The organism is Streptomyces sp. LX-29 (assembly GCF_029541745.1).
In the GTDB taxonomy this organism is placed as follows: domain Bacteria; phylum Actinomycetota; class Actinomycetes; order Streptomycetales; family Streptomycetaceae; genus Streptomyces.
Genome location: NZ_CP089746.1, coordinates 1,977,010 through 2,003,838 on the forward strand (window position 1 = coordinate 1,977,010; position 26,829 = coordinate 2,003,838).

Annotated in this window: 14 protein-coding genes and 1 pseudogene; 4 read left to right on the plus strand and 11 right to left on the minus strand. The window is 73.1% G+C overall.

Features of this window, described 5'->3' with window-relative positions; translation table 11 throughout:
- Positions 1-471: 471 nt before the first annotated feature.
- Positions 472-666: a DUF3046 domain-containing protein gene (locus LRS74_RS08440; RefSeq protein WP_277740425.1), complete on the minus strand. Its 195-nt coding sequence runs from the start codon at positions 664-666 to the stop codon at positions 472-474.
- A gap of 80 nt (positions 667-746) precedes the next feature.
- Between LRS74_RS08440 and LRS74_RS08445 the strand changes: the two genes are divergently transcribed.
- The 3 genes from LRS74_RS08445 (at position 747) to LRS74_RS08455 (ending at position 8,003) form a co-directional block, all read left to right on the plus strand.
- Complete coding sequence (locus tag LRS74_RS08445; protein WP_277740426.1) at positions 747-1,694, plus strand: hypothetical protein; 948 nt, start codon at positions 747-749, stop codon at positions 1,692-1,694.
- 243 nt (positions 1,695-1,937) lie between these two features.
- The gene (locus LRS74_RS08450) at positions 1,938-6,794 is read left to right on the plus strand and encodes an ATP-dependent helicase (protein WP_277740427.1); all 4,857 of its coding nucleotides are present in this window, start codon (positions 1,938-1,940) and stop codon (positions 6,792-6,794) included.
- Positions 6,795-7,154: 360 nt separating this feature from the next.
- Positions 7,155-8,003: a DNA-formamidopyrimidine glycosylase family protein gene (locus LRS74_RS08455; RefSeq protein ID WP_277740428.1), complete on the plus strand. Its 849-nt coding sequence runs from the start codon at positions 7,155-7,157 to the stop codon at positions 8,001-8,003.
- A gap of 568 nt (positions 8,004-8,571) precedes the next feature.
- Here the strand turns inward: LRS74_RS08455 and LRS74_RS08460 are convergent.
- The 10 genes and pseudogenes from LRS74_RS08460 to LRS74_RS08505 all read right to left on the minus strand — a co-directional run.
- Positions 8,572-8,775, minus strand: a pseudogene (locus LRS74_RS08460) (hypothetical protein); the annotation flags it as partial.
- 320 nt (positions 8,776-9,095) lie between these two features.
- Complete coding sequence (locus LRS74_RS08465; protein ID WP_277740429.1) at positions 9,096-9,566, minus strand: DNA starvation/stationary phase protection protein; 471 nt, start codon at positions 9,564-9,566, stop codon at positions 9,096-9,098.
- A 376-nt stretch (positions 9,567-9,942) separates the two neighbouring features.
- Entirely contained in the window at positions 9,943-10,323 is a 381-nt protein-coding gene (locus LRS74_RS08470) for a helix-turn-helix transcriptional regulator (RefSeq protein ID WP_277740430.1), read from the minus strand.
- Between the two features lie 109 nt (positions 10,324-10,432).
- Complete coding sequence (locus LRS74_RS08475) at positions 10,433-10,921, minus strand: CinA family protein (RefSeq protein WP_277744658.1); 489 nt, start codon at positions 10,919-10,921, stop codon at positions 10,433-10,435.
- Positions 10,922-11,043: 122 nt separating this feature from the next.
- Positions 11,044-11,694 carry a CDP-diacylglycerol--glycerol-3-phosphate 3-phosphatidyltransferase gene (pgsA, locus tag LRS74_RS08480; RefSeq protein WP_277740431.1) on the minus strand — a complete coding sequence of 217 codons (651 nt, stop codon included), beginning with the start codon at positions 11,692-11,694 and terminating at the stop codon, positions 11,044-11,046.
- Positions 11,691-13,223 (minus strand): 30S ribosomal protein S12 methylthiotransferase RimO, encoded by a 1,533-nt coding sequence (rimO, locus tag LRS74_RS08485; protein WP_277740432.1) that lies wholly within the window; start codon positions 13,221-13,223, stop codon positions 11,691-11,693. The genes pgsA and rimO overlap by 4 nt, the downstream gene beginning before the upstream one ends.
- Positions 13,224-13,330: 107 nt before the next feature.
- Positions 13,331-14,146, minus strand: a complete 816-nt coding sequence (locus tag LRS74_RS08490) for a helix-turn-helix domain-containing protein (protein ID WP_277740433.1) — start codon at positions 14,144-14,146, stop codon at positions 13,331-13,333.
- Positions 14,147-14,345: 199 nt separating this feature from the next.
- On the minus strand, positions 14,346-17,153 hold the full coding sequence (locus LRS74_RS08495; RefSeq protein ID WP_277740434.1) for a DNA translocase FtsK: 2,808 nt from the start codon (positions 17,151-17,153) through the stop codon (positions 14,346-14,348).
- A 197-nt stretch (positions 17,154-17,350) separates the two neighbouring features.
- Complete coding sequence (locus LRS74_RS08500; RefSeq protein ID WP_277740435.1) at positions 17,351-18,031, minus strand: response regulator; 681 nt, start codon at positions 18,029-18,031, stop codon at positions 17,351-17,353.
- Positions 18,032-18,304: 273 nt separating this feature from the next.
- Complete coding sequence (locus LRS74_RS08505) at positions 18,305-23,833, minus strand: HAMP domain-containing protein (RefSeq protein WP_277740436.1); 5,529 nt, start codon at positions 23,831-23,833, stop codon at positions 18,305-18,307.
- 223 nt (positions 23,834-24,056) lie between these two features.
- Here LRS74_RS08505 and LRS74_RS08510 point away from each other — a divergent pair, with 223 nt between their 5' ends.
- Positions 24,057-26,744, plus strand: coding sequence for a SpoIIE family protein phosphatase (locus tag LRS74_RS08510; RefSeq protein ID WP_277740437.1), 2,688 nt, complete (start codon positions 24,057-24,059; stop codon positions 26,742-26,744).
- Positions 26,745-26,829 lie beyond the last annotated feature (85 nt).

Sequence of the window (26,829 nt, forward strand, 5' to 3'; positions counted from 1 at the left end):
GTGCCGGGACCGGGCGCGGCATGAGTCCGGACCAGACGGGGCGCCGGGCCAGGACCCGCCGCGGCCACCGCCGAACGACCGGCGGGCCAGGACCGGAGGACCGACGGCGGTCCAGGACCGACACGGTGTGAATCCCGGACCGGACGACCCGGCGGCGGGCCAGGACCGACGCGGCGTGCATCCGGACCGGATGGCTCAGCCGGCCAGGACCCGACGCGGCACGGGCCGGGGACCGGACGCGGCACGGCCCGCGCGGGCAACGCCGCGCGGCGACGAGCGGCGTCCTGTGAGGCGCCCAGGCGCCGTGCAGCCGGGCAGCCGTGCATCGGAAGCCTCAGGGCGGTCCGGACCGTCCCGGCGTGCCCCTGATCCGGACCGTCCCGGTGTGTTCCGGATCCAGAGCGTCCCGGTGTGCCCCGAGGATGCGGGCGATCCCAGCGATCCGCGTGTCGGAGGCGCCCCGAAGGTGCCTCAGCGGCGCTCGAAGGGGATCTCCATGGCGCTGCACACCCCGCGCCAGACGTCCTTGGTCTCCCAGCCCGCGGCCAGCGCCTGCCGTACGGTCCGGCCTCCCAGCTCGGACATCACGTGGTCGCGCGCGAACGTGTCGGCGTACCCCTCTCCGAAGTGATCCGCCATCCGCTGCCAGAAGTCCGTCAACCGCATGCGCCCAGTATCCCGCCCCTAGGAGTGCTGCCGTGCGCGAGCCGCTGCCGCGGAGCGCTTTCCGCCCTACGGTCTGGTTCATGGCCCGATCCGACACAGCGCCCCCCGCGCCCTTGTCGTCCCTGTCCCCGCTCGCCCGTGCCGAGCACTTCGTGTGGCTGACCGCCCGCGTCCTGGAGCAGCACCGGTTCGCGTACCACTTCCTCGGCGCCGCGGCCGACCCGGTCGAGGCGGCGCTGACCGCCTACGCGCGGGACGACGGCGGCTTCGGACACGCCCTGGAGCCCGATCTGCGCGGCCCGGTGAGCCAGCCGCTGCACGTGGCACACGCGCTGCGAGTGCTCGACACGATCGGCCGCTGTGGAGGGCGGCGGGCCGAGCGCATCTGCCGCTACCTGACGGAGATCTCCACCCCGGACGGCGCGCTGCCCGCGCTCCACCCGTCACTGCGCGGCTACCCGGCGGCGCCCTGGATCCCGGTGGTGGACCATCCGCCCAGCGATCTGCTCGCCACCGGACCGGTGGTGGGGCTGCTGCACCGTAACGACGTGTGGCACGCCTGGCTCTTCCGGGCCACCGACTTCTGCTGGTCGGCGGTGACCCGCCTGGCGGACGGGGCGAGGACGCATCCGTACGAGGTCCAGGCGGCCGTCGCCTTCCTCGACGGGGCGCCGGACCGACCCCGCGCGGAGATCACGGCCGAGCGGCTCGGCCGCAGCGTGCGCGAGCAGCGGCTGGCGGTGCTCGACCCGGACCGCGCCGAGGAGTACCCGCTCCCCGAGGGGTACGCGCCCGGCGAGCGCCACTTCCCCCATGACTTCGCCCGCACCCCGGGTTCGCTCGCGCACCGCTGGTTCTCCAGGGGGGAGCTGGAGCGGTCGCTGGATCACCTCGCCGCCGCCCAGCGGGACGACGGCGGCTGGCCGATCCGCTGGCGCCGCTGGGCGCCGGGTACCGAGCTGGAGTGGCGGCCGATCGTGACCATCGACGCCCTGCTGACGCTGCGCGCCCACGGCCGGTCGTTCTAGCGGCCGCACGATCCGTGGCCGCCGGGTGGGCCGCCCGTCCCCTCCGAGCGGCCCGCCCGGCGCGGGCCGCCCCCGCCCCGCCATGGCCCGGCCCGACGGCCGTCCCCGGCGGCCGTCGGGCCGGGGCCGAGGAACGACGACACCGGTCACCACCGGACCGTGCCGGGCGCCGCGGCGCCGCCCGCACCGCCTCCGACCAGCGGGGACGACCGATTGTCAGTGGCGCGGTGCACGATGGTGGGCATGGCGACGACAGCGCTCGACGGCTTCTCCCCTGCCACCCGCGGGTGGTTCACGGGAGCGTTCAGGGCGCCCACCGCCGCGCAGGAGGGGGCATGGCGGGCGATCGGGGCCGGCTCGGACGTGCTGGTGGTCGCCCCGACCGGCTCCGGCAAGACCCTCGCGGCGTTCCTGGCCGCGCTGGACCAGCTGACCAGCACCCCGCCGCCCGCCGAGGCCAAGCGCCGCTGTCGGGTGCTGTACGTGTCGCCGCTGAAGGCGCTCGCCGTCGACGTCGAGCGCAATCTGCGCTCCCCGCTCACCGGCATCCGGCAGGAGTCCGTGCGGCTCGGGCTGCCGGAGCCGGAGGTGCGGGTCGGCATCCGCTCGGGCGACACGCCGCCCGCCGAGCGGCGGGCGATGGCCAGCCGGCCGCCGGACATCCTGATCACCACCCCCGAGTCGCTGTTCCTGATGCTCACCTCGGCCGCGCGGGACGCGCTGAGCGGGGTGGAGACGGTGATCCTGGACGAGGTGCACGCGGTCGCGGGGACCAAGCGCGGCGCGCATCTGGCGCTCTCCCTGGAGCGGCTCGACGAGCTGTTGGAGCGCCCGGCCCGCCGGATCGGGCTCTCGGCCACCGTCCGGCCGGTGGACGAGGTGGCGCGCTTTCTGTCCCCCCGGCGCCGGGTGGAGGTCGTGCAGCCGCCGTCCGGCAAGGAGTTCGACCTGTCCGTGGTGGTGCCCGTGGAGGACCTCGGCGAGCTGGGCGGCTCCCCGGTCCGGGAGGGAGACACCGGTGAGAAGCCGTCGATCTGGCCGCATGTGGAGGAGCGCATCGCCGACCTGGTCCAGGCCCACCGGTCGACGATCGTCTTCGCCAACTCCCGCCGCCTCGCCGAGCGGCTCTGCAACCGGCTGAACGAGATCGCGTACGAGCGCGCCACGGGCGAGGCCGCCGCCGAGCACCACGCGCCCGCGGAGATCATGGCCCAGGCCGGGGCGGCCAAGGGCGCCCCCGCGCTCCTGGCCCGCGCGCACCACGGCTCGGTCTCCAAGGAGCAGCGCGCCCAGGTGGAGGAGGACCTGAAGGCGGGCCGGCTGCCGGCGGTCGTGGCGACCTCCAGTCTGGAGCTGGGCATCGACATGGGCGCGGTGGACCTGGTGGTGCAGGTCGAGTCGCCGCCGTCGGTCGCCTCCGGCCTCCAGCGGGTGGGCCGCGCGGGACACCAGGTCGGCGCGGTCTCGACCGGCGTCGTCTTCCCCAAGTACCGCGGCGACCTGGTGCAGGCCGCGGTCGTCACCGAGCGGATGCGCCAGGGGGCCATCGAGTCGCTGCGGGTGCCCGCCAACCCGTTGGACGTGCTGGCCCAGCAGCTGGTGGCCATGACCGCGCTGGACAGCTGGGATGTGGACGAGCTGCTGGCCGTGGTGCGCCGCGCGGCGCCGTTCGCCTCCCTGCCCGAGTCCGCCTTCACGGCCGTGCTCGACATGCTCGCCGGCCGCTACCCCTCCGACGCCTTCGCGGAGCTCCGGCCGCGCCTGGTCTGGGACCGCGTCGCCAACACGGTCACCGGGCGGCCCGGCGTCCAGCGGCTGGCGGTCACCTCGGGCGGCACCATCCCGGACCGCGGGCTGTTCGGCGTCTTCCTGGCGGGCGCCGACCCCAAGAAGGGCGGCGGCCGCGTCGGCGAGCTGGACGAGGAGATGGTCTACGAGTCGCGGGTGGGCGATGTGTTCACCCTCGGCACCACCTCCTGGCGGATCGAGGACATCACCCGCGACAGGGTGCTGGTCTCCCCCGCCCCCGGCGTCCCGGGCCGGCTGCCGTTCTGGAAGGGCGACCAGCTGGGCCGGCCGCTGGAGCTGGGGCGCGCGCTGGGCGCGTTCCTGCGCGAGGTCGGCGGCCTGTCGCCCGAGGCCGCGCGCGAGCGGCTGCTGGCCGCCGGGCTCGACGCCTGGGCCGCCGACAACGTCACGGCCTACCTGGACGAGCAGCGCCGCGCCTGCGGCCACGTCCCGGACGACCGCACGATCGTGGTGGAGCGGTTCCGGGACGAGCTGGGCGACTGGCGGGTCGTCGTCCACTCCCCCTTCGGCGCCCAGGTGCACGCCCCCTGGGCGCTGGCGCTGGGCGCCCGCCTGGCCGAGCGGTACGGGATGGACGCCCAGGTCATGCACGCCGACGACGGGATCGTGCTGCGGCTGCCCGACGCCGATCTGATGGGGCTGGACCTGCTCGACGCCGACCCCGCCGCGCGGGGCGTGGAGTACGACAGCGAGCAGTCCCCGGTGGGCGCCGCCGACGTCGTCTTCGACCGCGGCGAGGTCGACCAGATCGTGACCGACCAGGTCGGCGGCTCGGCGCTGTTCGCGGCCCGCTTCCGCGAGTGCGCCGCCCGCGCGCTGCTGCTGCCGCGCCGCAACCCGGCCCGGCGCACCCCGCTGTGGCAGCAGCGGCAGCGCTCCGCGCAGTTGCTCCAGGTGGCCAGCGAGTTCGGCTCCTTCCCCATCGTCCTGGAGGCCGTCCGCGAGTGCCTCCAGGACGTCTTCGACGTGCCCGGCCTCACCGAGCTGATGGGCGACATCGAGTCCCGCCGGGTCCGGCTGGTCGAGGTGACCACCCCCGAGCCCTCGCCCTTCGCGCGGTCTCTGCTCTTCGGCTACGTGGCCCAGTTCCTCTACGAGGGCGACTCCCCGCTGGCCGAGCGGCGCGCCGCGGCCCTCTCCCTGGACTCCCGGCTCCTCGCCGAGCTGCTGGGCCAGGCCGAGCTGCGCGAGCTGCTGGACGCCGAGGTGCTGACCGAGCTGGAGCGCGAGCTGCAGTGGCTGACGGAGGACCGGCGCGCCAAGGACCCCGAGACCGTCGCCGACCTGCTGCGGCTGCTGGGGCCGCTGACCGACGCGGAGCTGGCCGAGCGCGGCGCCGAGCCGGAGTGGGTGCGGGAGCTGGCGGCCGCCCGGCGCGCGATCCGGGTGCGCGTCGCCGGGGCGGACCACTGGGCGGCGGTCGAGGACGCCGGCCGGCTCCGGGACGCCCTGGGCACCGCGCTGCCGGTGGGCGTCCCCGAGGCGTTCACCGAGCCGGTGAAGGACCCGCTCGGCGATCTGCTGGCCCGCTACGCCCGCACCCACGGCCCCTTCACCTCCGCCGCGGCCGCCGCCCGCTTCGGCCTGGGCACGGCCGTGACCGAGGGCGCGCTGCACCGGCTCGCCGCCGCCGGCCGCGTCGTCCAAGGCGAGTTCCATCCCGCCGGGATGGACCAGGAATGGTGCGACGCCGCCGTGCTGCGCAGGCTGCGCCGCCGCTCGCTGGCCGCGCTCCGCGAGGAGCTGGAGCCGGTGCCGCCCGCGGCACTGGCCGCCTTCCTCCCCCAGTGGCAGCACGTCGGTTCGCTGCCGGCCGGACGACAGCGCGGCGGAAGCCACAGCCTGCGCGGCATCGACGGCCTCGTGCGCGCCATCGAGCAGTTGCAGGGCGCGCCGGTCCCCGCCTCCGCCCTGGAGAAGCTCGTCCTGCCGTCCCGCGTCGTCGACTACTCCCCCACGATGCTCGACGAGCTCACCGCCACCGGAGAGGTCCTCTGGGCCGGGTCCGGAGCGCTGCCCGGCAAGGACGGCTGGGTCTGCCTCCACCTCGCCGAGGCGGCGCCGCTGCTGCTGCACGCCCCACACCCGCTGGAGATCGGCCCGCTGCACCAAGCCGTGCTCGACGCCCTCTCCGGGGGCTACGGCCTGTTCTTCCGCCAGATCGCCGACCAGGTCCGCGCCGCCCACCCGGACTGCGGCGATCCGCAGCTCGCCGAGGTGGTGTGGGAGCTGGCCTGGTCCGGGCGGCTCACCAACGACACCCTCGCCCCGCTGCGCGCCCTGCTGGGTTCCGGCCGCACCGCCGGGGCCACCGCCCATCGCGCCAAGCGCGCCGTCCCGCGCGGTCGCTACGGCGGGCTCACCGGTCGTACCGGTCGCCCCACCGCGTCCCGCGGCGGGCCGCCGACGGTGGCGGGCCGCTGGTCCCTGCTGCCCACGCGGGAGCCGGAGACCACCCACCGCGCCCACGCCCTGGCCCGCGCGCTGCTGGACCGGCACGGCGTGGTGACCCGCGGCGCGGTCGCGGCCGAGGGCGTCGAGGGCGGCTTCGCCGCCGCCTACCGGGTGCTGGCCGCCTTCGAGGAGAGCGGACAGGCGCGGCGCGGCTATGTGGTCGAAGGGTTGGGGGCGGCCCAGTTCGCGATGGACGGCGCGGTGGACCGGCTGCGCGCGGTGAGTGTCGCCCGCGAGCGCGCGAGCGCCCCGAGCGCCACCCCCGGCGGCTACGACGTCATGGGCTCCGTCCCGGCCATCGGCTACGACGTCCCAGGTCAGGCGCTCGACGGTGACGGCACCCCCGGCTTCGGCGGATCGGCCCCCGTCGACGCCTTCGGCGGGCCGGCCCCGTCGAAGGCCGGGCGAAACGGCGCCCCGGCGAGCCCGGCGGCCGGCGGCCGCACGGTGGTGCTCGCCGCGGCCGATCCGGCCAACGCCTACGGTGCCGCCCTGCCCTGGCCGGAGCCGCCCTCCGACGCCGGGCACAAGCCGGGCCGCAAGGCCGGATCGCTGGTCGTGCTGGTCGACGGCGAGCTCACCCTGTATGTGGAGCGCGGCGGCAAGACGCTGCTCGCCTGGCCCCTCGGCCCGGCGGAGGCGGCCTCCCCCTTCGACGACGGCCGGCTCCATGCCGCGATCGACGCCCTGGCCCACGCCGCCCGCGCGGGCGCCCTCGGCACGGTCACCGTCGAACGCATCAACGGCACCCCGGCGCTCTCCTCCCCGTTCGGCCCGATCCTGGAATCCGCCGGCTTCCACGCCACGCCACGCGGCCTGCGCATACGCGAGGGGTAGCCGGCCGTCCCCGCCCCGGCCGCCCACCGCCCACCATCGGCCGTCGCCCGCATGCGACATGTGCGACCCGAGCACGTGGCGCATCCGCGTGTCCGGATCCGCGCAGGGGTCGCAGGGGGCGCACGCCCGGCAGCCCCTGGGCGGTGCGCGGACGCGGACGCGGCCGCACTCCCCCGGCGGACGGCACTCCTGGGACACCACCGCGCCCCGCCCGCCGACTCCCGTGCGCCCCGTGCGACGGGCGCGCCCCGCGCCGCCCCCACCGGGTGCGCCCAGCCCCCACGACCGCACAGGCCCGGAGGGGCCGAGGCCCGAGTCGGTCGGGGGCCCGGAGCGGGTGGGCGGCTGCATCATGGCGGTATGCCTGAGGGAGACACCGTCTGGTGGACGGCGCGGCGGCTGCATGAGGGGCTGGCCGGGCAGCGGCTGGTGCGGTGCGATCTGCGGGTACCGCGGTTGGCGACGGTGGACCTCACGGGTCGCGAAGTGATCGAGGCGGTGTCACGGGGCAAGCATCTGCTGACCCGGGTCGAGGGCGGGCTGACGCTCCACTCCCATCTGCGGATGGACGGCGCCTGGCGGGTCTACGCCCCCGGCGAGCGTTGGACCGGCGGGCCGGGGCATCAGATCCGGGCGATCCTCGGCACCGCGGGCGGCACTGCCGTCGGCTATCGGCTGCCTGTGCTCGAACTGCTCCGCACCGCGGACGAGGACCAGGCCGTCGGCCATCTCGGGCCCGACCTCCTCGGCCCCGGCTGGTCCCCGGAGGAGGCGTTGCGGCGGCTACTCGCCGAGCCGGGCAGGCCGGTCGGCGAAGCCCTGCTCGACCAGCGCAATCTCGCCGGGATCGGCAACGTCTACAAGTCCGAGCTGTGTTTCATGGCGGGCGTCTCCCCCTGGACCCCGGTCGCCGACGTGCCTCGGCTCGAGCGGATGGTGGCGCTCGCCAAACGGCTGCTGGAGGCCAACAAGGACCGCCCCGCCCGCGTCACCACGGCCGATCCGCGCCCCGACCACCGGCTTTGGGTCTACGGCCGAGTGGGCCGTCCCTGCGTGCGCTGCGGCACCCCCGTGCGCGGTGCCGACGTCGCCGGCGCCCCCGGCAGCGGCGACGACGGCCAGAGCAGGGTCGGCGCCGGTCGTGACAGCGCACGCGTCACCTACTGGTGCCCGCGCTGTCAGCCGGGACCCGCCCCCACCCAGGCGTGACCCCTGCCGGGGTAGCGCCCCCCGGTCGCTCGGTCCGGTCCCGTACGTCAGCGCCCCCGATCGCTCAGTGGTCCGGCCTCGTACGTCAGCGCCCCCGACCACCCAGAGATCCGGTCCCCTTCCCGCGCCCGCAATCCTTCCCCCGCCCGCACTCCCTTCCGTGGCCGCACTCCTTCGCGCAACCGCACCCCTTCGCACCACCACGCGAGCCCGTGCCCAAGCGGCGGAACCCCATGCCGCGGCGGCGGCCGGTGCCTCCTCGGGTTCCCTGGGCACAGCCGCACTCCCCCGCGCAGCCGGCGCAGCCGCACGGCCCCGGGCACCCGCCGCAGCCGCACCTCCGTGCGCGGCCGCACGCGCCCGCCCCGACGGCACAGCCGCACCGGGCCGCCTGGCCGCCGCCTCCGCGCGCCCCGTGCGCTCCATGCGCCCCGCACGGACCACTACTCGCACCACACCCCTCCGCCGTCCCGTCGCAGCGCCACTCGTCCGCGCCCGGGAGGCCCAGGCGGCGCAGCAGCCAGCCCCAGAGCCGGTGGCGGCGGACGGCCCGGGCTCCGGCGGCGGATCCCGGGACGCAGTGGACAGGCAGCAGGCTCAAGCCCCAGCCGCCGGCCACCACGGCGCCCTCCACCGGACCGGCGCGGCCGGGCTGGAGGGCCAGCCGGAGCGCCGCCCAGCACCACAGGCACCAGATCCCCACGAGAAGGCTCGCGCAGGCCCACCGGGCCGCCCGGCGGAAGCGGCGGCCGGCCGTTCCGATGGGTGCCATGGCTGCCTCCTTCGGCCGACGCGGACTCGGGCAGACGCTAGACGCCGGTTCGCTCGGGCCGGGAGAGCGCACAAGGGGCGCGGCGGGGCGGCGATTACCGGGGCGCGTCGGACCTCCGCGCTCTCCACAGTCTGCCCAGCGTCGGCCCACCCCGCATGTCGGCCCGCCCGCGTCCAGACTGGGACGGACGACCGCCTCTGACACCCCCGGCCGCCCCCTGGCACCCGCCGGCACCGCGGCGCCGACGCCCCTCGCCGCCCCTGACACCCCATCAGGCTGACGTCCCGGCCGTTCGCCGGAACATCAGCCCTTCACCACGCTCAGACGTTCTCCGCGTTGAACATCCAGTGGTGCTTCTCCAGATCCCGTGTCAGCCCGATGAGGATGTCCTGAGTCACGGGATCGGGCTCGGTGGTGGCGTCGATGCGCTGCCGCATCCGCCCGATGACCGCGTGGAGGGCGGCGACCAGGGTTCGTACGGCGTCGGTGTCCTTGCTCCAGCCGTCCTTGACGGTGTCGATGCCGCTGGTCTTGGCGACGGTCTCGGCGCGGCCGTCCGGGGCGACACCGATCGCCGAGGCGCGCTCGGCCACGATGTCGGCATGCTGCCGGGCCGTGGCCACGACCTCGTCGAGTTGCAGATGCACGGAGCGGAAGCGTGGTCCGACCACCGTCCAGTGGACCTGCTTGGCCACCAGGGAGAGGTCGACCAGGTCGACGAGCGCGCCCTGTAGGGCGTCACCGACGGCCTTGCGGCTCTCCTCCGGGAGGGGGCTCTTGAGCACGGACATCCGTTTCCTCCTGTTCGACTGTTCGCCGTCGACAGCGATCGTTCGACGGCATTTCGAGCAGTTGGCTCCCTTCCCACCATCGCACAGACCGCGGCGACCAGCCGTGCGCGTTCCGCGCCGCGACGGGCCTGCGGACAGCTCCCACAAAAGGGGGCGGCACCACGCTCTTCGGTGGTCAGGCCGGGGACGGCGGCGGCGTCACAGCGGTGTCGCCGCCGCCGAACGCGAAGGAGCCCTGGCCGGTGCGCATCCGCACCCGCCAGGACTCCGTTCGAACACTCGTCGTTCGACATCCGTCATCTCGACGCTCGTCGTCTCGACGCTCGTCGTCTCGAGTCGTCGCGACACGCGACGGGATTACCGAGGATTCGGGCCGTCAGGCCGCGACGACGTCCACCGCTTCCGCCGGCGCCTTGATGGTCACGCGCTCCTCCGGAACACCCGTCACCGAGGTGACGGACACCGAGTTGAGCGGCCTGACCGGCGTTGGCACGGGCTCGGTCGCGGTGGCCGACTCCGCCAGCTCCGCAAGCGACAGCTCGTCGCTCACTTCCCGCATGACCTGGGACATCCGCACATCCAGGGCGTCACAGATCGCGGAGAGCAGTTCGGATGAAGCTTCCTTCTGGCCGCGCTCGACCTCGGACAGGTAGCCGAGGGACACCCGGGCGGAGGAGGAGACCTCGCGCAGAGTACGGCCCTGGCGCTGGCGCTGCCGGCGCAGCACGTCACCCAGCAGGCGACGGAGCAGAATCATCGCTGGCTCCCTCCTCGGACCTCGGATCCGGATCCTTCACGCCCCACCGTACCGCCTCCGGCTCCGCCCGTGCGGGGAGCGATGTCGTGTTCACTCAGGGCTGCAAACATCAAATCCCCCCGTGTTGTTCCGTATCCTGTGCCCTTGCATTTTCGATCAGTTCGTTGAACAACAGCTCTAGAGCTGCTCGTACGCTCTGCTGTCGAATGTCTGCCCGGTCGCCGTCCAGATGCAACGCGACCACGGCTGCGGCTCCGCCCGGCCCCTCGACCGCCACGAAGACCGTGCCGACCGACCGCCCGTCCTGCGGGGTCGGTCCGGCGACGCCGGTGGTCGCCACCCCCCAGTCGGCACCCAGTACCCGCCGTACGCCCCCCGCCATCTGCCGTGCGACGTCCGCGTCGACCGCCCCCCGCTCGGCGAGCAGTTCCCCGTCCACGCCCAGCATCGACCGCTTGAGCTCGGTGGCGTACGCGGTCACCGAGCCGCGGAAGGAGCGGGACGCTCCGGGCACGGCGGTCAGCGCGGCGGCCACCAGTCCACCGGTGAGCGACTCGGCGACGGCCAACGTCTGGCCGCGCCCCGCCAACAGCTTCAACGCCCGGGCCGCCGTCCCCGCGTCCGGGGAACCGTCCCGGGCACCGGCCGGGGAGCCGTCCGGTGCGACGTCCGCGCCGCCGGCCGGGACGTCCGACCCCGTGCCGCTGCCGGCGGCGGCCGTCACCGTACGGACTCCCGGGCCGCCCGTTCGCGCTCGGCGGCCAGCCCGGCGCGGCGCAGCACGATCGCCTGCCGCACGTAGTCCAGGCCGGTCAGCACGGTGAGCCCGACGGCGACGGCCATCACCCAGGCCCGCATCGTGGCCAGCGGTCCGGTGAGCGCGAGGATGTACATGCCGACCGCGGTGCCCTGGGCGAGCGTCTTCATCTTGCCGCCCCGGCTGGCCGGGATCACCCCGTGTTTGATCACCCAGAAGCGCATCAGGGTGATGCCGATCTCCCGGAAGAGGATCACGCCGGTGACCCACCACGGCAGGTCCGAGAGGGCCGACAGACAGATCAGCGCCGCTCCCATGATCGCCTTGTCGGCGATCGGATCCGCGATCTTGCCGAAGTCGGTGACCAGGTTGTAGCGGCGTGCCAGATGACCGTCGAAGAGATCGGTGATCATGGCGATGGCGAACGCCGCCCAGGCGAACGAGCGCCAGGCCGGGTCGTAGCCGCCGTTGTGCAGCATCAACAGGACGAAGCCGGGCACAAGGAGCAGCCGCACCATGGTGAGGATGTTGGCGATGTTCCACAGGCGGGCCGGCGCCACGGACCGGGCCGCCGGACGGGCACCGCCCGCGGCGGAGGCCGGCAGGTGGGTCATCTGGCCGCCTCCTCGCCACAGCTGCCGGCATCACCGAGGGACAGCGAGGCCGGCAGCGGTTCCGCGACGAGGTCCACGCCCTCCGTCGCCACCACCTTCGCCAGGATCATGCGGCCGGGGGCCAGCTCCGCGCCGTCGGTGCCGATGCCCAGGCCGTCCAGTCCGGTCAGGATCGTCTGGCCGTCGGTCTCCGGCGCCTGGTGCGCGCCGCGGCCGACCGGGCCGTCCTCCTCGTCCACCCGGTCGATGAGCACCTCCACCGTCTCGCCCAGCCTCTCCTCGGCGCGCTGCGCGGTGAGCTCCTCGGCCAGGCGCGAGATGTGCTCCAGGCGCTCGGCCACCACCTCGGGGTCGAGCTTGTTCTCGTACGAGGCGGCCTCGGTGCCCTCCTCGTCCGAGTAGCCGAAGACGCCGATGGCGTCGAGCCGGGCCTCGCTGATGAAGCGCTCCAGCTCGGCCAGGTCCTCCTCGGTCTCCCCGGGGAAGCCGACGATGAAGTTGGACCGGGCGCCGGCCTGCGGGGCCTTGCCGCGGATCTGGTCCAGCAGCTCCAGGAAGCGGTCGGTGTCGCCGAAACGGCGCATCGCGCGCAGCACGCCCGGGGCGGAGTGCTGGAAGGACAGGTCGAAGTAGGGGGCGACCTTCTCGGTGGAGGTCAGCACGTCGATCAGCCCCGGCCGCATCTCGGCGGGCTGGAGGTAGCTGACCCGGATCCGCTCCAGGCCGTCCACCGCCGCCAGCTCCGGCAGCAGCGTCTCCAGCAGCCGGATGTCACCGAGGTCCTTGCCGTAGGAGGTGTTGTTCTCGGAGACCAGCATGATCTCCTTGACGCCCTGCTCGGCGAGCCAGCGGGTCTCCCCCAGCACGTCGGAGGGGCGCCGGGAGATGAAGGAGCCGCGGAAGGACGGGATGGCGCAGAAGGTGCAGCGCCGGTCGCAGCCGGAGGCCAGCTTGACCGAGGCGACGGGGCTGGTGTCCAGCCGGCGGCGGAGCGGGGCGCGCGGCCCGGAGGCCGGGGCGAGGCCCTCCGGCAGGTCTTCGGGCGCGCTCGCGGTGGCCTGGGCGTGGCCGGGCAGCGCCACCTCGGCCGCGGCCTGCCGCTCGGCCGGGCTGATCGGCAGCAGCTTGCGCCGGTCGCGCGGGGCGTGCGAGGCGTGGATGCCGCCGGAGAGGATGGTCTGCAGCCGGTCGGAGATGTCGGCGTAGTCGTCGAAGCCGAGGACGCCGTCGGCCTCCGGCAGGGCTTCGGCGAGGTCCTTGCCGTACCGCTCGGCCATGCAGCCCACGGCCACCACGGCCTGGGTCCTGCCATGATCCTTGAGGTCGTTGGCCTCCAGTAGGGCGTCGACCGAGTCCTTCTTGGCGGCCTCGACGAATCCACAGGTGTTGACGACGGCGACGTCCGCGTCGGAGGCATCCTCGACGAGCTCCCAGCCGTCCGCTGCCAAGCGGCCTGCGAGCTCCTCCGAGTCCACCTCGTTACGGGCGCATCCAAGCGTGACAAGAGCGACGGTACGGCGTTCGGGCATAGGCTCAGCCTACTTTGTCCCGGCCGCGCCTCCCGCTGCCAGGGCTACCGCTCGCACGTTCTCCCGGTCGCCCGGGCTTCGTCCCCCCGTCGCTCCACCCCCGTGGCTCAGCCGACCTCGGGGTCTCCTCGGGTGTAGCTCAGCCGCTGGACCTGGCCTTCTTCTCCCACCTCCGTGACCTCCTTGCCGTTCACGAACAGCTGCACGACCCCCGCGTTGCCCAGGACGAGGTCGATCCGCTCGCTGTCGGTGAACGTCTCGGAGTCGCCCTGCCGCAGCACTCCCTCGTGGATCAGCCGCCCGTTGTGATCCTGGGCGGAGATCCAGCTCTGCCCGCCGGCGGCGGTGAGCCGCACCGTGACCTTGTCCGCAGGGGCGGCCGCGATGGCGCTGTCACTGTCGGACGGCTCCGGCTTGGGGTCGGCGGGGCGGCTGGGCTTGGGCTCGGCCTTGGTCGGCTTGGCCTCGGCGGACTCCTCGGCGACGGTCTGGTCCTGGGCCCCGCCCCCGCTGAAGAGGGTGAAGCCGACGAAGCCGACCACCGCGACGATCGCCGCGACCATGGCGGCGGTCCAGTTCGGCCGGCGCGGCTCGGGCCGGATCCGCTCGGCCTCGAAGAGGGGCGCCGCCGGAGTGGGCGCGGGGCGCCCGCCGTGCTCGGCGTCGTACTGCGCGATCAACGCGGCGGGATCGAGGTGGACCGCGCGGGCGAGCGCCCTGATATGCCCGCGGGCGTAGACGTCGCCGCCGCAGCGCGAGAAGTCGTCCTGCTCGATCCCGTGCACGATCGGGACGCGCACCCGGGTGGCCGAACTGACCTCGTCGACGGTCAGCCCCGCGTCGATGCGGGCCTGCTGGAGGGCGCGACCGACCGAAGGACGGTCGTCTTCGAGGGAGTTGCCAGGAGAGTTGCCGATGGACACGGGGGGCGCCTTTCGAGCGTGTAGCCACCTGCTGGAGGTTCAGTCTAGGGGGGGTGCGAAAGGGTCGGGCAAGCGGGAGGGGGGACTTTGTACGCCAACAGAATGGACATACGACCGCACGGGCCGACGATGCCGCATCCGCCCCACCACTTCCCTCAACTTGACGTATCAGCAGGGGAAACGGTTGCCCGCCATCCCCTTACGGGTGAGCCTCCCCCCGGATCACGGCGAGCACTCCATCCAGTTCATCCGCTTTGACCAGAACATCCCGAGCCTTCGAACCCTCGCTCGGTCCGACGATCCCGCGCGACTCCATCAGGTCCATCAGCCGCCCCGCCTTCGCGAAGCCCACCCGTAGCTTGCGCTGAAGCATCGACGTGGAGCCGAACTGCGTGGAGACCACCAGTTCGGCGGCCTGGCAGAGCAGGTCGAGGTCGTCGCCGATGTCCTCGTCGATCTCCTTCTTCTGCGCCGACCCCACCGTGACGTCGTCGCGGAAGACCGGCGTCATCTGCCCCTTGCAGTGCGCGACGACCGCGGCGACCTCCTCCTCGGTGATGAAGGCGCCCTGCATACGGACCGGCTTGTTCGCCCCCATCGGCAGGAACAGGCTGTCGCCCTTGCCGATCAGCTTCTCGGCGCCCGGCTGGTCCAGGATGACCCGGCTGTCGGCGAGCGAGGAGGTGGCGAAGGCGAGCCGGGACGGCACGTTCGCCTTGATCAGACCGGTCACCACGTCCACCGAGGGGCGCTGGGTGGCCAGCACCAGATGGATGCCGGCGGCCCGCGCCAGCTGGGTGATGCGGACGATCGAGTCCTCCACGTCGCGCGGCGCCACCATCATCAGGTCCGCCAGCTCGTCCACGATGACCAGCAGATACGGGTACGGGCGCAGCTCGCGCTCGCTGCCCTCGGGGAGCGAGACCTTCCCCGACCGGACCGCGGCGTTGAAGTCGTCGATGTGCCGGTAGCCGAAGGCCGCCAGGTCGTCGTAGCGCAGGTCCATCTCCCGCACCACCCACTGCAGCGCCTCGGCGGCCCGCTTGGGGTTGGTGATGATCGGCGTGATCAGGTGCGGGATGCCCTCGTAGGCGGTCAGCTCCACCCGCTTGGGGTCGACCAGCACCATCCGCACCTCGTCCGGGGTGGCGCGCATCATGACCGAGGTGATCAGGCAGTTGATGCAGGAGGACTTTCCGGAGCCGGTGGCGCCGGCCACCAGCACATGCGGCATCTTGGCGAGGTTGGCGGTGACATAGCCGCCCTCGACGTCCTTGCCGAGCGCGACCAGCATCGGATGCTCGTCGCCGACCGAGTCCGCCGAGCGCAACACGTCCCCCAGGTTGACCATCTCGCGGTCACTGTTGGGGATTTCGATGCCGACCGCGGACTTGCCCGGGATCGGGCTGATGATCCGCACGTCCGGGCTGGCCACCGCGTACGCGATGTTCTTGGTCAGCGCGGTGATCCGCTCGACCTTCACGGCCGGGCCCAACTCCACCTCGTAGCGGGTGACCGTCGGACCGCGGGTGAAGCCGGTGACCCGGGCGTCCACCTTGAACTCGGTGAAGACGGTGGACAACGAGGCGACGACGGCGTCGTTGGCGGCGCTGCGGGCCTTGCCGGGGCCGCCCCGGGCCAGCAGGTCCAGCGAGGGCCGCGCGTAGCTGATGTCGCCGGAGAGCTGGAGCTGCTCGGCGCGCGGCGGCAGCGCCTCGCCGGGCTCGGGCGCGGGGCGGGTCAGGTCGGGCACGACCACGGTCGGCTCGGCCCGCTCGACGCCGCCGCGGGCGGCCTCCCGGGCGCCGGGCACGGAACCGGTGGCCTCCGCGCCGTCCCGGTCGCCACCGACGCTGTTGCTGAGGCCGGCCACCAGCGGCGACGGCTGCACCCCGTGCAGCACGGCCCCGTCGAGGGCCGCCGCGGCCGCGGCGGCCACGTCGACGGCGTCCTTGGGGCGGTCCGAAGGCGGCTCCACGGGCCCGGGTCGGGGCGCCCCGCGCCGCTTGCGCAACGCCTCCTCCTCGGCCCGCTCCCGGCCGTCCACCGCCGGCGCGCGCCGGGGGCCGCGCCGGCGCGCGGGGGCCGGCTCGCGCCAGTCCTCGGCGTACTCCGTGTGGCCGTCGGCGGCACCGCCGTCGTCGTACTCCTCGTACGCGTGGCCCTCTTCGTACTCTTCGCCCCGCAGCAGCCCCAGCCTGGTGCCCAGCAGCCGCAAGCGCTGCGGGATGGCGGCGACGGGGGTGGCGGTGACGACCAGCAGTCCGAAGAGGGTGAGCAGGATCAGCAGCGGCACGGCGAGCACCGCGCCGAGCGCGAAGTCCAGCGGGGTGGCGATGGCCCAGCCGATCAGGCCCCCGGCGTCCCGGACGGCCTCCGTCTGGTCGCGCTCGGGGGCGCCGCAGGCCAGGTGCACCTGGCCGAGCACCCCGAGGACCAGCGCGGAGAGCCCGATGACGATCCGTCCGTTGGCCTCCGGGCGCTCGGGGTGCAGGATCAGCCGGCCGGCGATCACGCCGAGCAGTATCGGCACCAGCAGGTCCAGCCGGCCGAAGGCGCCGGTCACCAGCATCTCGACCAGATCGCCGACCGGGCCCTTCAGGTTGGACCAGGTGCCGGCCGCGACGATCAGGGCGAGCGCCAGCAGGAGCAGCGCCACGCCGTCCTTGCGGTGCGCGGGGTCGAGGCCCTTCGCCCCGCGTCCTATGCCGCGGAAGACGGCGGCCACGGAGCGCGCGAGACCCATCCAGACGGCGCGCGCGGCGCGGTAGACGCCGCCGGTGGGTGAGGGTGCTGGCTTGGGGGCCGGCTTCTTGGCGGGGGCCTTCTTGGCCGCCGCCTTCTTGGTCGGGGGCCGCTTCGCGGGCGCGGCCTTCTTGGCGGGCGGCTTCTTGGCCGCCGCCTTCTTCGCGGGTGCCTTCTTGGCGGCGCCTCCGGATTGTCCGGCGCGCTGCTTCGAGGTGCCCGCCGTGCTCTGGGAACCCTTGCCGGACGTACGTGAGGCCATGGGGGCGAGGTTACCCGCGTCCGCCGTACGGGGCACGCATGCCTGCCGTTTCAGGCGGGACGGCTGCCACGGGTGCGGCGGCGCCGGCCTCGTGACGTCGCATCACGACGGGCGTGCCACGCGGCGGGCCGCACCCGTCGCCCCACACGGCTGAAGGCCCCGGAAAGGGCCTGGAGAATGGGGTGAGCGAGGGTGCGTCAGTTCTGCGAGGGCACCTGGCTGGCGGCCCCGCTGCCGGCGCCCGGCTCCAGGGCGTCCAGCGCGCGGCGCAGCCCGGTGAGCTTGCGCTCCAGATGCGCGGCGGTGGCCACGGCGGCCGCGTCCGCGGACTCGTTCAGCTGCTTGGAGAGCGCCTCGGCCTGCTCCTCCACCGCGGCGAGCCGCGCGGACAGCTCGGCCAGCAGCCCGGCCGGCTCCGCGGCCTCGCCCGTGACCGGCTGGCCGCTCTCCAGCTGGAGCCGCAACAGCGCCGCCTGCTCACGCAGCTGGCAGTTCTTCATATACAGCTCGACGAAGACCGAGACCTTCGCGCGGAGCACCCAGGGGTCGAAGGGTTTGGAGATGTAGTCCACCGCGCCCGCGGCATAGCCGCGGAAGGTGTGGTGCGGGCCGTGGTTGATCGCGGTGAGGAAGATGATCGGGATGTCGCGGGTCCGCTCCCGACGCTTGATGTGCGCGGCCGTCTCGAATCCGTCCATGCCCGGCATCTGGACGTCCAGCAGAATCACCGCGAAGTCATCCGTCAGCAGCGCTTTGAGCGCTTCCTCCCCTGACGATGCCCGGACCAGGGTCTGATCGAGCGCGGAGAGAATGGCCTCCAGCGCCAGCAGATTCTCCGGCCGGTCATCGACCAGGAGGATCTTGGCCTTCTGCACCATGGCCCGTCCTCCTCGCCCCGGCGTGGGACCTCCCCTGCTCAGCGAGCTAGGGGAGACACCGGGTGCCGCCCCAGGGGACGACTCCCTTGCGCCGCCCGTCCTTGTGCCGGTCATGGTAGCCGCACCCCGCTCGTCGCCACACCCTGTCACCGCGATGTCACTGTGCACGTAGCAGAAACGCGGTGGGGGACCAGAAGGTTCCCCGAATACCGCGTCCCCACACGTGTTCGGCCACAGTCCGTCAACACCCGCGGGCGCCGGCCGGCCCCCGCCTCACTCCCTGCGCATCCACTGCTCCATCACCGTGAGGAGGTGATCGGTGTCGACGGGCTTGGTCACGTAGTCCGAGGCGCCCGCCTCGATGCTCTTCTCCCGGTCCCCCTTCATCGCCTTCGCGGTGAGCGCGATGATCGGCAGCCCGGCGAACTGCGGCATACGGCGGATGGCCGCCGTCGTCGCGTACCCGTCCATCTCCGGCATCATGATGTCCATCAGCACCAGCACCACGTCGTCGTGCTGCTCCAGGACCTCGATGCCCTCGCGGCCGTTCTCGGCGTAGAGCACCTGGAGTCCGTGCTGCTCCAGCACGCTGGTGAGGGCGAAGACGTTGCGGATGTCGTCGTCGACGATCAGCACCTTCTCGCCGTGGAAGCCTCCGGCCGCCTCCGGTACGACCAGGTCCTGCCCGCCCAGCAGCCAGGGCTCGGCCTGGGCGCGGCCGCCGGCACTGCCGTTCTGGGCGGCCCCACGCTCGGCCTCCTGGGCCGCCCGCTGGCGGCGTCGGAAGAGACCGGCGCCGCCACGGGCCCGGTGCGGGGCCACCGACGACGACTCGTGGAACGGCGGCAGGGCGTGCAGTCCGAAGCCGGAGCCGTCGGCCGCGGGGACGTCCAGCGGCGACTCACCCTCGAGGCCCTGCTCCAACGCCGACGGGCCGGCGTGGTCGGCGCCGGGGCCGAGCTGCGGATAGCCCTGCGGCGGCAGCCCGCTGGGGTGCAGCGGCAGATAGAGGGTGAAGGTGGAGCCGCGGCCCGGCTCGCTGGCGGCGTGGATCTCGCCGCCGAGCAGCCGGGCGATCTCCCGGCTGATCGACAGGCCCAGCCCGGTGCCGCCGTACTTGCGGCTGGTGGTGCCGTCAGCCTGCTTGAACGCCTCGAAGATGACGCGCATCTTGCTCGCCGCGATGCCGATGCCGGTGTCGGTGACCGAGAAGGCGATCATCTCGGCGTCGGGGTCGCGCAGCGCGCCGTGCTCCAGCAGCTGCTCGCGGATGGCGTCCGGCACATCCGCGCCGGCCGGCCGGATCACCAGCTCCACCGCGCCGGTGTCGGTGAACTTCACCGCGTTGGACAGCAGGTTGCGCAGCACCTGGAGCAGCCGCTGCTCGTCGGTGTGCAGCGTCGCCGGCAGCTCCGGGGAGACGCGCACGGAGAAGTCGAGCCCCTTCTCCGCGGTCAGCGGCCGGAAGGTGGCCTCCACATAGTCGACCAGCTGGACCAGCGCGATCCGGGTCGGGCTGACGTCCATCTTGCCCGCCTCGACCTTCGACAGGTCCAGGATGTCGTTGATCAGCTGGAGCAGGTCGGCGCCGGCGCCGTGGATCGTCTCGGCGAACTCCACCTGCTTCGGGGAGAGGTTGCCGTCGGCGTTGTCGGCGAGCAGCTTGGCCAGGATGAGCAGCGAGTTGAGCGGGGTGCGCAGCTCGTGCGACATGTTGGCCAGGAACTCGGACTTGTAGCGCATCGAGACCGCGAGCTGCTCGGCGCGCTCCTCCAGGACCTGCCGCGCCTCCTCGATCTCGGTGTTCTTCACCTCGATGTCGCGGTTCTGGCGCGCCAACCGATCGGACTTCTCCTCCAGTTCCGCGTTGGACGCCTGCAGCGCCGCCTGCCGGTTCTCCAACTCCGCCGACCGCTCCCGCAGTTGCTCGGTGAGCTCCTGCGACTGCTTCAGCAGCACCTCGGTGCGGGTGTTGACGCTGATCGTGTTGACGCTGGTGCCGATCATCTCGGCGAGCTGGGCGAGGAAGTCCTTCTGGATCTGGGCGAAGGGCTGGAAGGAGGCCAGCTCGATGACGCCGAGGACCTTGCCCTCGAAGAGCACCGGCAGCACGATCACATGGGCCGGTGCCGCCTCGCCGAGCCCCGAGGCGATCTTGAGATAGCCGGGCGGCACGTTCTCCACCAGGATGGTGCGCTTCTCCGCCGCCGCGGTGCCGATCAGCGCCTCGCGGGGCTTGAAGGTGGTGGGCATGTTGCCCTGCGAGTAGCCGTACGAGCCGATCAGCCGCAGGACGTAACCGTCGTCCTGGACGCCCGCCTCGCTGCTGTCGTCCTCCGGCTCGGCCAGGAAGAAGGCGCCGTGCTGGGCGGAGACCACCGGGGTCAGCTCGCTCATGATCAGCCCGGCCACGTTCTCCAGCTCGCGCAGGCCCTGCATCAGACCGGAGATGCGGGCGAGGTTGCCCTTCAGCCAGTCCTGCTCCTTGTTGGCCAGCGTGGTCTCGCGCAGGTTGGCGATCATCATGTTGATGTTGTCCTGCAGCTTGAGGATCTCGCCGGACGCGTCCGCCTCGATCTTCAGGTTGAGGTCGCCGCGGGTGACCGCGGTGGCGACCTCGGCGATGGCGCGTACCTGTCGGGTGAGGTTCCCGGCCATCTCGTTCACCGACTCGGTCAGGTCCTGCCAGGTGCCGGCCACGTCACGGACCCGCGCCTGGCCGCCCAGCTGCCCCTCGGTGCCCACTTCGCGGGCCACCCGGGTGACCTCCTCGGCGAACGAGGAGAGCTGGTCGACCATGGTGTTGATGGTGGTCTTGAGCTCCAGGATCTCGCCCCGCGCATCGATGTCGATCTTCTTGGTGAGGTCGCCGTTGGCGATCGCGGTGGTGACCATCGCGATGTTGCGGACCTGACCGGTCAGGTTGTTCGCCATCGAGTTCACGGACTCGGTGAGGTCCTTCCAGGTCCCCGACACGCCCGGCACCCGCGCCTGGCCGCCGAGGATGCCCTCCGTACCCACCTCGCGGGCGACGCGGGTGACCTCGTCGGCGAACGACGACAGCGTGGTCACCATCGTGTTGACGGTGTCGGCGAGTTGCGCGACCTCGCCGCGCGCCTCGACCGTGACCTTCTTCGTCAGGTCGCCGTTGGCGACCGCGCCCGCGACCTGGGAGATGTTGCGCACCTGGATGGTGAGGTTGTTCGCCATCAGGTTGACGTTGTCGCTGAGGTCCTTCCAGATGCCGGTGACGCCCTGCACCCGCGCCTGGCCGCCGAGCTGGCCCTCGGTGCCCACCTCGCGCGCCACCCGGGTGACCTGCTCGGCGAAGTCCGACAGCTGGTCGACCATCGTGTTGACGGTGGTGACCAGTTCGAGGATCTCCCCCTTGGCGTCGACGGTGATCTTCTTCGACAGGTCGCCCATCGCGACCGCCGTGGTCACCTCGGCGATGTTGCGGACCTGGATGGTGAGGTTCTCCGCCATGAAGTTGACGGACTGCGTGAGGTCCTTCCAGGTGCCGGAGACGCCCTGCACCTCCGCCTGACCGCCCAGCCGGCCGTCGGTGCCCACCTCGCGGGCCACCCGGGTCACCTCCTCCGCGAAGGAGGACAGCTGGTCGACCATCGTGTTGATGGTGTTCTTCAGCTCCAGGATCTCGCCCCGCGCGTCCACGTCGATCTTCTGCGACAGATCGCCGCGCGCCACCGCCGTCGCGACCTGCGCGATGTTGCGGACCTGGGTGGTCAGATTGCCCGCCATGCCGTTGACCGAGTCCGTCAGGTCGCGCCACACGCCGGCCACCCCCGGCACCTGCGCCTGACCGCCCAGCCGGCCGTCGGTGCCCACCTCGCGGGCCACCCGGGTCACCTGCTGGGCGAAGTCGGAGAGCTGGTCGACCATCGTGTTGATGGTGTTCTTCAGCTCCAGGATCTCGCCCCGCGCGTCGACCTCGATCTTCTGCGACAGATCGCCGCGCGCCACCGCGGTGGTCACCTGGGCGATCTGGCGCACCTGGGAGGTCAGGTTGCCGGCCATGAAGTTGACGGAGTCCGTCAGGTCCTTCCAGGTGCCGGAGACCCCGTCCACCCGGGCCTGACCGCCCAGCCTGCCCTCCGTGCCCACGTCCCGGGCCATCCGCGTGACCTGGTCGGCGAAGGAGGACAGCTGGTCGACCATGGTGTTCACGGTGTTCTTCAGCTGGAGCATCTCGCCGGAGACGTCGACGGTGACCTTCTGCGACAGATCGCCGTTGGCCACCGCCGTGGTCACCTGGGAGATGTTGCGCACCTGACCGGTCAGGTTGCGGAACGCCGTGTTGACGGAGTCCGTCAGGTCCTTCCAGGTGCCCGCCGCCCCCGGCACCTGGGCCTGGCCGCCCAGCTCGCCCTCGACGCCGATCTCCCGGGCCACGCGCGTCACCTCGGCGCCGAAGGACTGCAGCTGGTCCACCATCGTGTTGACGGTGTTCTTCAGCTCCAGCATCTCCCCGACGACGTCCACGGTGACCTTCTGCGACAGATCGCCGTTGGCCACCGCCGTGGTCACCTTCGCGATGTCCCGCACCTGAGTGGTGACGTTGCGGAACGCCGTGTTGACGGAGTCGGTCAGGTCCTTCCAGGTGCCCGCCGCCCCCGGCACGTGCGCCTTGCCGCCCAGCAGCCCCTCCGCCGCCACCTCGCTGGCCACCCGCGTCACCTCGTCGGCGAAGGTGCGCAGCGTCTCGGTCATGGTGTTGATCGTGTCCGCCAGCCGCGCGATCTCGCCGCGGGCGCTCACCGTGACCTTCTGCGACAGATCACCGTTGGCCACCGCCGTGGTGACCTGCGCGATCCCGCGCACCTGCATGGTGAGGTTGCCGGCCATCGTGTTGACCGAGTCCGTCAGGTCCTTCCATACGCCGGCCACCCCGGGGACCTGCGCCTGGCCGCCGAGCTGGCCCTCGGTGCCCACCTCACGCGCCACCCGTGTCACCTCGGAGGCGAAGGAGGAGAGCTGGTCCACCATGGTGTTCACGGTGTCCTTGAGCTCCAGCATCTCGCCGGACACGTGCACCGTGACCTTCCGCGACAGATCGCCCTTGGCCACCGCCGTGGTGACCAGCGCGATGTCGCGGACCTGAGCGGTCAGCCGCGAGGCCATGGTGTTGACCGAGTCGGTGAGGTCCCGCCAGGAGCCCGACATGCCGCGCACCCGGGCCTGACCGCCCAGCCGGCCCTCGGTGCCGACCTCGCGGGCCACCCGGGTCAGCTCCTCGGTGAACACCGACAGCTGGTCCACCAGCCCGTTGACGGTGCGGCCCACCTTCAGGAACTCACCGCGCAGCGGGTGGGCCGTGCCGTCCGCGTCCATCGAACGCAGGTCCATCCGCTGTTCCAGGTTGCCCTCGGAGACCGCCGAGAGCACCCGTCCCACCTCGGAGACCGGTCGTACGAGATCGTCCACCAGCGCGTTGGCCGCGTCGACCGCCGTCGCCCAGGCGCCCTCGCGGAACCCCGTCTCCAGACGCTCGGTGAGCTTGCCCTCCCGGCCCACGGCCCGCCGCACCCGCGAGAGCTCCCCGGTGAGCTGGAGGTTACGCTCCGCGAGGTCGTTGTACACCTCGGCGATCTCGGCCAGCACCCCGTCCCCGGAGACCGCCAGCCTCCGGCGGAAGTTCCCGTCCCGCATCGCGGTCATCGCCGACAGCAGCCGGTTCAGGGCCGCCGTCTCGACCTCCGTCGTCCCACTGCGCTGTCTGCTACGGGACTGTCCGCCCTTCGCGCGCGTGCCTGTGCCCCGCGCCGCCGCGCCAGACTCCACCGTGTCCCTCCCGCAGGGTTGACCGTCTTCGCCGGGTTCGCACTTCCGACTCTCTCCGAGCTTTCCCAGTGTTTCACCCCAGCCCAACCAGGCCATAACAGTTCGGCGGGTTCGCATGCCGGACCGGGCACTCTCACGGTGGAATGACTCCATACCGGCATTCGCACGGGCCGTGGAGGTCAGTAACCTGGCAGTCGGCCAGGCATCGGAGGGGCACTGCGGCATGGGTGAGCAGATCGCCGAGACACGCATGGGAAGAGCTGTGATCACCGCGCGGGCAGCCGCCAGCTTCGAACCGGTGGGACGCTCGGTCGCCTCCGCCCGCACCTTCGTGCGCGACACCCTCCAGGGCTGGGGGCTCACCGACGTCGTCGACGACGCCGTGGTCCTCACCAGCGAGTTGGTCACCAACGCCGTGGTGCACGCCGGCACCGCCGCCGAGGTGGTGTGCGTACGCGCCGAGGACGGTGTGCGGGTCGAGGTCGGCGACCGCTACCCCGAGCGCGAGCTGCCGCTGGAGGGCAACGGCCGGCAGTACGCCAACCCCGACCGCGAAGGCGGCCGCGGCCTGCTGCTGTGCGCGGCGCTCGCCTCCCGCTGGGGCGTGGAGTACACCGCCGCCCGCAAGCGGGTCTGGTTCCAGCTCGACCTCCCCGACCGGCCGGCCGGCACCCGCTCCGCCGGCCCCGCCCTGCCCGCGCACGCGCTGCCGGTCGCCGACGCCCGGGTGCGCGTCGCCGTCCTCCAGATCGACCGCGCCGGGGCGCTCAGCGCCTGGAACGACGACGCCCGGGAGTTGTTCGGCTACGCCGCGGAGCAGGTCGTCGGCAAGCCGCTGACCGACTTCGCCGCCTGGCCACACACCCCGGGGACCAGCACCGGCGTCGCCGAGGCGCTGCGGCTGTCCCGCTGGGAGGGCTCCTACGGGGTCCGCGGCGCGGACGGCCGCGTCATCCCCGTCTACGCCTCCCACCTCCGGGTCCGCGACGCCGACGGCGAACCCTCCACCGTCTGTCTGCTGGTCCGCGAACACGAGCGGGCGGTGCTGCAGAGCCCGACGCGCGGGGCGGCGCCCGACGCCGTCAGCGCCCCGGAGCGCGGAACCCCCACCGACGCCTTCGAGGTCTTCATCGGCTCCCCCGCCCCCGACGACCTCGACGGACTGCTCCAGCGCACCGTGGAGCGCGCCCGCGACATGCTGGACGGCGACTCCGCCTATCTGCTGCTGGCCACCGACGACGAGACGGAGCTGGAGGTGCGCGCCTCCACCGGCCTGCCCTCGGCCCGCCAGCGCTTCGCCCGGGTCCCGGTCGAGGCCGGCACCGGTCGCTACGGCTCGGCCCGGATGCCCGCCGTCCACGAGGACCTCAGCGTCGTCCCCGGCGCCGTGCCGCTGCTGGCCAACACCGGGATGCGCTCGGTGGTCACCGTCCCCCTGAAGGTGGAGGGCCGGCTCACCGGCTCGCTCGGCGTCGCCGCCGAGGCCCCCGGGCGGTACAGCAACGAGGAGGCGCTGCGACTCCAGTTCGCCGCCGACCGGATCGCGCTGGCCGTGGAGTCCGCCCGGCTCACCGAGTTGGAGCGGCTGCGCCGCGGCTCACTGTCCTTCCTGGTCGAGGCGTCCGACCTGCTCGCCGGCACGCTCGACCGCGATCAGACGCTGGCTCTGATGGCCCAGATGACCGTGCCCACGCTGGCCACCTGGTGCGCCGTCTACACCATCGCCGACCAGACCTCGGAGCCCGAGCTGAGCTACGTCCTGCACGAGGACGAGGACCGCATCGACGGGCTCAAGGCGCTGCTCTCCAAGGTGGATCCGCCGGAGCCGGTGCGCACCGGGGCCCGCGTGTGGACGGCGCCCGCCGAGGCCGCGAACGCGGCGGCGCTGCGCACCTCGCTGCGCAGCCTCAACCTGGCCGAGTCCGCCCGCCCCTCCTCGGGGCCCGGCGCCTCGCTGGCCACCGCCTCCGCGGTCGGTGGGGAGACGGTCGTCCTGCCACTGGTGGCCCGCAACCGCGTCATCGGCATGCTGACCCTCGGCAAGCCGACCGACGAGCACTTCCGACAGGAGATCCTGGAGCTCGCGGAGGACCTCTCCCGACGGGCCGCCCTGGCGCTCGACAACGCCCGGCTGTACTCGGAGCGCACCGCCATCAGCCAGTCCCTCCAGCGCAGCCTACTGCCGCCGGAGCTGCCCACGGTGCCCGGCGTGGAGGTCGAGGTCATCTACCGCGCGGCCGGCGAGGGCAACGAGGTCGGCGGCGACTTCTACGACCTCTTCCCCATCCGCGACGGCGCGTACGGCTTCGCCATCGGCGACGTCTGCGGCACCGGGCCGGAGGCCGCGGCGGTCACCGGACTGGCCCGGCACGCCCTGCGGCTGCTCGCCCGCGAGGGCTTCGGCGGCCCCGCGGTGCTGGAGCGGCTCAACGCCGCGATCCTCGACGAGGGCGCCCGAAGCCGCTTCCTCACCCTGCTCTACGGGGAGTTGTGGCCGCAGCGGGACGGCAGCGCCATCCTGAAGGTCGTCTGCGCCGGGCATCCGCTGCCGCTGCGACTCCGCCCGGACGGCGGCGTCGAGCCGGCCGCCGAGCCCCAGGCCCTGCTGGGCGTCATGGAGGACCTGGAGCTGTACGAACAGACCGTCACCCTGGAGCCGGGCGACGTCCTGCTGTGCGTCACGGACGGGGTCACGGAGCGGCGTGAGGGCTCCCGGATGCTCGGCGACGACGGTCTCACCGATGTGTTGACGACCTGTACGGGGCTGACGGCGGGCGCGGTGGCCGCGCGCGTGCTGCGCGCCGTGGAGCGGTTCGCCCCCGATCCGCCCTCCGACGACATGGCGATCCTGGCGATGCGCGTCCCCGAGCTCACCGAGCCGGCCGAGCTCTCCGCGCCCCAGGAGCCCTGACCCGTACCGGACTTACGTCGGCCTTCCGGGCGCCCGGTGGTGAATCGCCGGGCGCCCGAAGCCTTTCTTCTATGAGAAACGGAGA

What these genes read in the sequence shown, in the direction of transcription:
- LRS74_RS08445 (WP_277740426.1), top strand. Translation starts at nt 747, where the DNA reads ATGGCCCGATCCGACACAGCGCCCCCCGCGCCCTTGTCGTCCCTGTCC.
- LRS74_RS08440 (WP_277740425.1), bottom strand. Translation starts at nt 666, where the DNA reads ATGCGGTTGACGGACTTCTGGCAGCGGATGGCGGATCACTTCGGAGAG.
- LRS74_RS08470 (WP_277740430.1), bottom strand. Translation starts at nt 10,323, where the DNA reads ATGATTCTGCTCCGTCGCCTGCTGGGTGACGTGCTGCGCCGGCAGCGC.
- LRS74_RS08450 (WP_277740427.1), top strand. Translation starts at nt 1,938, where the DNA reads ATGGCGACGACAGCGCTCGACGGCTTCTCCCCTGCCACCCGCGGGTGG.
- pgsA (WP_277740431.1), bottom strand. Translation starts at nt 11,694, where the DNA reads ATGACCCACCTGCCGGCCTCCGCCGCGGGCGGTGCCCGTCCGGCGGCC.
- rimO (WP_277740432.1), bottom strand. Translation starts at nt 13,223, where the DNA reads ATGCCCGAACGCCGTACCGTCGCTCTTGTCACGCTTGGATGCGCCCGT.
- LRS74_RS08510 (WP_277740437.1), top strand. Translation starts at nt 24,057, where the DNA reads ATGGGTGAGCAGATCGCCGAGACACGCATGGGAAGAGCTGTGATCACC.
- LRS74_RS08495 (WP_277740434.1), bottom strand. Translation starts at nt 17,153, where the DNA reads ATGGCCTCACGTACGTCCGGCAAGGGTTCCCAGAGCACGGCGGGCACC.
- LRS74_RS08500 (WP_277740435.1), bottom strand. Translation starts at nt 18,031, where the DNA reads ATGGTGCAGAAGGCCAAGATCCTCCTGGTCGATGACCGGCCGGAGAAT.
- LRS74_RS08455 (WP_277740428.1), top strand. Translation starts at nt 7,155, where the DNA reads ATGCCTGAGGGAGACACCGTCTGGTGGACGGCGCGGCGGCTGCATGAG.
- LRS74_RS08465 (WP_277740429.1), bottom strand. Translation starts at nt 9,566, where the DNA reads ATGTCCGTGCTCAAGAGCCCCCTCCCGGAGGAGAGCCGCAAGGCCGTC.